This is a genomic window from Lysinibacillus sp. TE18511 (assembly GCF_054062295.1).
In genome coordinates this window covers 1-4,997 of sequence record NZ_JBSSFD010000085.1, presented here as the reverse complement: position 1 = coordinate 4,997, position 4,997 = coordinate 1, and the positions used below count along the sequence as shown (strand labels likewise).

Sequence of the window (4,997 nt, the reverse complement as noted above, 5' to 3'; positions counted from 1 at the left end):
TGCATACTAACACCTCAGTATTAGTATGAAATGGAAGAGCATTTTTGTACATCTTTATTCAAGCAGGAATGTACATATTTAAATTAGCATTTATATTTCTCCATATTTAGTTAAAGGAGACAATGAGAAAATCCAACTTATTTCTTTCGGAATATATGCTAATACTTCATAACCATCATAATCCCCAAAACTAGATGGTTTTGGTAAATGAAGTGCGTGAACACTGAGACTTGTTCGTTCATCATTAAACTTTCGTTCAATATTATAAATCAGCGCTACTCCTCTGGCATTTTTAGGTACGTTTTTTGTTGGTTCAAGTATTGCTGAACAAGGTGGCAACTCTTCAATTTTATTCTCAGAGTGTGTTTGTGAAGGAAAAATTACTAAAACGAAGATAAGGCTAAAAAGCAATTTTTTCATTTCTGATTCTCCTTAAATTTGTTTAGTATCATTATTCCCCAAAACTCCATATTAATTGTATTTCAATCGCTCCTTGTTGAACTAACCTGTTCTGTTAGCATAAAAAGAAAAGCTGCCTTCGATTTTGGCAACTGATTCTTGTGGTACGGTTCATCGTGATATATCTTAGTGTGGTTCTTATTTGACCCCTACAATTCACTCTATAGTGATACTAATATAGTGGAATTTTTAACTAAAAAAGTGACCTTACTTGTGGTACCGCTCTAGCTTAAAAGCTCTAGACTAGATAATGCTCTCTTGAAAATGAAAAAGCTCCTTACATATTTTCAAACTAAAATAAATTAACTATAATGGAATATAAATGGTAGGTATACTAAATTCTACTCATTTATCTTTATTTATACAAATCTATCGTAGAGGAGCACGAAGATGAAAAAGAAGTTTTTATCGTTATTCATGGCCATAATAATGGTCCTATCAGTTAGCGTATCGGTGTATGCCGATGAAACGTCGCCACCAGCGACAAGAGGAGAGATCGTTAAAACCTTGTTGATGGCAGCAGACGCTTATCAACCAGGAATTAATAAAGAATACGTTATGCAAGGCTTTAACGATTTAAGAGAGAATGAGCCAGCTAAGAAGGTTGAAGCTTTAGTCATGTTGAGTAGAGCATTCGGCGAATTGCCAGAGCCAGTCGGAAATGATCTGCGCAGTGGAACATTTGGCGTCGAGTTCACCGATGTACCCGCTTGGGCTAAGAAAGATATCGATAAACTGGCAAAAGCAGGCGTACTGACGGGCAAACCTGACGGCACATTAGGCGCAAATGACAATATTACAATCGATGAGTTCCAAAACATAATCGCCAGAGTGTGGACGCTTAAAGGCTCCCATTTAAATGACGATTTTTATGAAGCCATTAATAAGGAATGGTTAAATAAATCGACAATTCTGGCAGGAGAAATCATGGGTGGCGTTTTTCCCGAGCTGCATAAGCAAAATAACAATAAAATAGAAAAAATAATAGATGAGATCGCTGGCAAACAATTCACAGAAGGAACAAAAGAACAGAAAATTGCAGACTTCTATGCGACAGCGTTAGATACAAAAAATAGAAATAAACAAGGGATTGAACCCATTCAAAAATATGTAAAGGACATTGACGGGGCTAAAACGATTGATGAGCTCGTTCAAGCAGATCTTACCCTGGAGAAAGAATTGGGTCTAAGTTCATTATTCAGCTTTGCAATCATGGGCGATGCAAAGAACAGCAGCGAAAATGCTTTGTATTACACTGGATTAGCTACCGGTCTGGATAAGAACAGCTTTATAACAGAAGACGAAAAAGCGAAAAAAGCCTATATTCAATATATGGCCAAACTTCTCGTGTCATCGGGTGAGAAAGAGTCTGCAGCGAAAGCCCATGCCGAGAAAATTTATGGAATGGAGAAAAGCCTAGCCTCCGTATCGCTTGAACCTCATGAACAAGGCGATGTCAATAAATACTATAATCCGTATACGATTGAACAATTTGATGACATGTTCAAAACAATAGATATGAAACAAGTCTTGAAATCGATGAAAGTCGACAGTGCAGATAAAGTGATCGTAATCGATGAAAAGTTGGCGCAAAAAGGCGCGGAACTCTTGAATGAAGCTAATCTTGACGTACTTAAAGCTTACTCCAAAGTACAACTGCTTTCGGCAACAGGCGGTTTGTTGTCAGATGAATTCAGAGACGCTGCAAATGAGTTTTCCGCAACGTTATATGGCGTTACAGGAGAAAAAACAGATCAGGAAATCGCAGTAGCCAAGACAACTGGCACAATGGGCGGATATTTGGAGCAAATGTTTGCCGAGAAACATTTTTCACCAGAAGCTAAAAAAGATGTTGAGCAAATGGTAGAGAAGTTAATTGCTACTTATGAGGAAAGAATCAAATCGCTTGATTGGATGTCAGAAACGACAAAAGATAAAGCGATTAAAAAGCTGGATACGATGATTGTTAAGATCGGTTACCCAGATAAGTGGGATACGACATTAGATAAAGTAGCGATCAAGACATATGATGAAGGCGGCTCGCTGTTCTCTAATACCTTCACAGTAAACAAAGCATACATTGATAACACAAAAGCCAAGCTAGGAAAACCGGTTGATAGAACGGAATGGGGAACAAGCGTATATACCGTAAATGCTTTCTACAATCCGCTTAATAACGAAATTACGTTCCCTGCCGGTATTCTTCAGGCGCCTTTCTATGACATTAACGCTAAACCTGAAGAAAACTATGGGGCAATTGGCATGATCATTGGCCATGAGATCAGCCATGCATTTGATAACAACGGATCGGCATACGACGAAAATGGAAATGCAAATAACTGGTGGACAGAAGAAGACTTTGAGAAATTCAAAGAGAAAAACCAGGAACTGATTGAGTTCTATAATAACATTGAGATTATTCCGGGTGTGTTGAACGACGGTCAGCTTACACTAAGCGAGAATGTCGCCGATTTGGGCGGAATGGCCGCTTCACTGCAAGTTGTATCGAATATGAGTAATCCAGATTATAAAGCATATTTCGAAAGCAATGCAGAAATGTGGAAATCCACAACAACAAAAGAATTTGCAGCGATTCTGAGCAAAAACGATGTACATTCAGCTAATAAAATTCGGGTAAACCGCACGATTGTGAACTTCCAGCAATTTTATGATGCCTATGGAATTAAGCCTGGAGATGGCATGTATGTAGCTCCGGAGGATCGAGTTTCCATCTGGTAAAAATTAGAGCAGATAGAGCTAATTCCGACAGTGTATAAAGGCAAAGAGGTTGTCTAGGAAGTCCTTTTTAGAGTAAGGCTGTTTTCTCAAAGATTGTTGGTGTTAAAACAAAAAGGCAGATTTAATCTACAAAACGTGTAGATTAAATTCTGTTTTTTTTATTTCGATATTTCTTGAATCGAAAATTTAACTAAGCCCCGAACCAAATTGCTAATAAAACAATGGCGATTATTAACAAAATAAGTGCTTATTTCTTTACAATTTCCCATCCCATTACTTTGAACTACTGATTTTAGTTATGTGTTATTTTGACAAAGTGTACATTCATTAAACCTTCCCAAACCCCATTACATAAAATTAATTAAAAAAATTTAAGCCAAATCACCTTCCAGTTTATCTAATAGATGTAAAACCAAAACGAAAGGAGGAATTAAGATGAAACTTGAACGTCTAGTAAAGAAAGCACAAAAAGGAAATGATAAAGCTTACTTAATGCTTTTTCAGCAGTACGAAGCAGATATTTATCGAATGGCTTATGTCTATGTAAAAAATAAAGATGATGCATTAGATCTTGTTCAAGAAGTGGCCTATCAGTCATTTAAGAAAATCAGTACATTGAAAAAACCAGAATATTTCAAGACATGGCTCATGAAAATTACGATTAATTGTGCATTGAGCTTAATCAATAAAAATAAAAAGGTGATCCCGCTAAATTTAGACTTTGAAGTGCTTACTGGGTCAGAAGATGAAGACATTGCACTTACTTTATCTTTACACAAGCTGATTGATACTTTAAAAGAGGATGAGAAGAGTGTCATTTTACTAAAATATTATGACGATCGTACATTAAAGGAAATTTCAGAGATATTAGACATCCCACTTGGAACCGCAAAGTCTGTCTTATACCGTGCTTTAGATAAGCTTCGCCAAAATTTAAAGGAGGTAGATAACTATGCATAACCATCTAAAGCAAGAGTTATCAAAAATTGAAATCCCTGTAGAGATTCATGAAAGAAGTAAATTGGGCATTAATAAAGCAAAGTCTGAAATGGGTGGTAAACTAAATCGTTTTGTAAAAAAACGATTGGCTATAGCTGTTATTTCTACTTGTTTAATGATTCCAACAGGTGTATTTGCTTACCAGGCGTTACTTGCCGATAATTTATATGGTTCATTTGATAATCTAAAAAAACATGTGGCAAATGTTACAATGGAAAGTTACTTATTATTTGATGCAAAACTAAATCAAGCAAAAGGTGACCTAGGAAAAGAGGAATTTGAACAATTTAAAGATTTACTAAATGTATTTACAAGTGCAAAACTTGAATATGGTGATAACAACGGAAACATAGATTATTCTCAAGTCCCTGCAGAACCATTAGAGAAAATTAAAGCAGCTATGTACGAAGTTCAACCATACTTTGACAAATTAAACGGACTCCCATCAAGTAAAGAGGTTTTAACAGCTGAAGAATATGAACAATATATTCAAGCCCTAATGACCTATGAAACGATTATGGCACAACTAGGGGTCTCAAGTATTCCTGAGGTCGATATAATTCCTACAGAGTTACAAGAGGAATTCTTAGAAGCTCAAGAATACTTAATTTATGTAAATGAAAAACAACTTGGAAATTGAATTATAGATATGGATGTATTATAGATGAGTGGACATACCTCGGTTAAATCAATAGAATTGAGTATAAGAGAGGACGTGTCCGACCATGAGTCAAAAAAAGTACAATAAAGAATTCAAACAAACAGTAGTCGAGCTTTATCGCTCGGGTACACCGGTCAAT

At 36.1% G+C, this 4,997-nt stretch carries 4 protein-coding genes; 3 read left to right on the top strand and 1 reads right to left on the bottom strand.

Annotation, left to right across the window (positions count from 1 at the left end; all coding sequences use genetic code 11):
- Positions 1–90: 90 nt before the first annotated feature.
- Positions 91–420: a hypothetical protein gene (locus tag ACVWXS_RS25735; protein ID WP_456960662.1), complete on the bottom strand. Its 330-nt coding sequence runs from the start codon at positions 418–420 to the stop codon at positions 91–93.
- A 429-nt stretch (positions 421–849) separates the two neighbouring features.
- Here ACVWXS_RS25735 and ACVWXS_RS25730 point away from each other — a divergent pair, with 429 nt between their 5' ends.
- The 3 genes from ACVWXS_RS25730 (at position 850) to ACVWXS_RS25720 (ending at position 4,837) form a co-directional block, all read left to right on the top strand.
- Positions 850–3,198, top strand: coding sequence for a M13-type metalloendopeptidase (locus ACVWXS_RS25730; protein ID WP_456960661.1), 2,349 nt, complete (start codon positions 850–852; stop codon positions 3,196–3,198).
- 435 nt (positions 3,199–3,633) lie between these two features.
- Positions 3,634–4,158, top strand: a complete 525-nt coding sequence (locus ACVWXS_RS25725) for a sigma-70 family RNA polymerase sigma factor (RefSeq protein ID WP_374964057.1) — start codon at positions 3,634–3,636, stop codon at positions 4,156–4,158.
- Complete coding sequence (locus ACVWXS_RS25720) at positions 4,151–4,837, top strand: DUF3600 domain-containing protein (protein WP_456960660.1); 687 nt, start codon at positions 4,151–4,153, stop codon at positions 4,835–4,837. The genes ACVWXS_RS25725 and ACVWXS_RS25720 overlap by 8 nt, the downstream gene beginning before the upstream one ends.
- Positions 4,838–4,997: the final 160 nt, after the last annotated feature.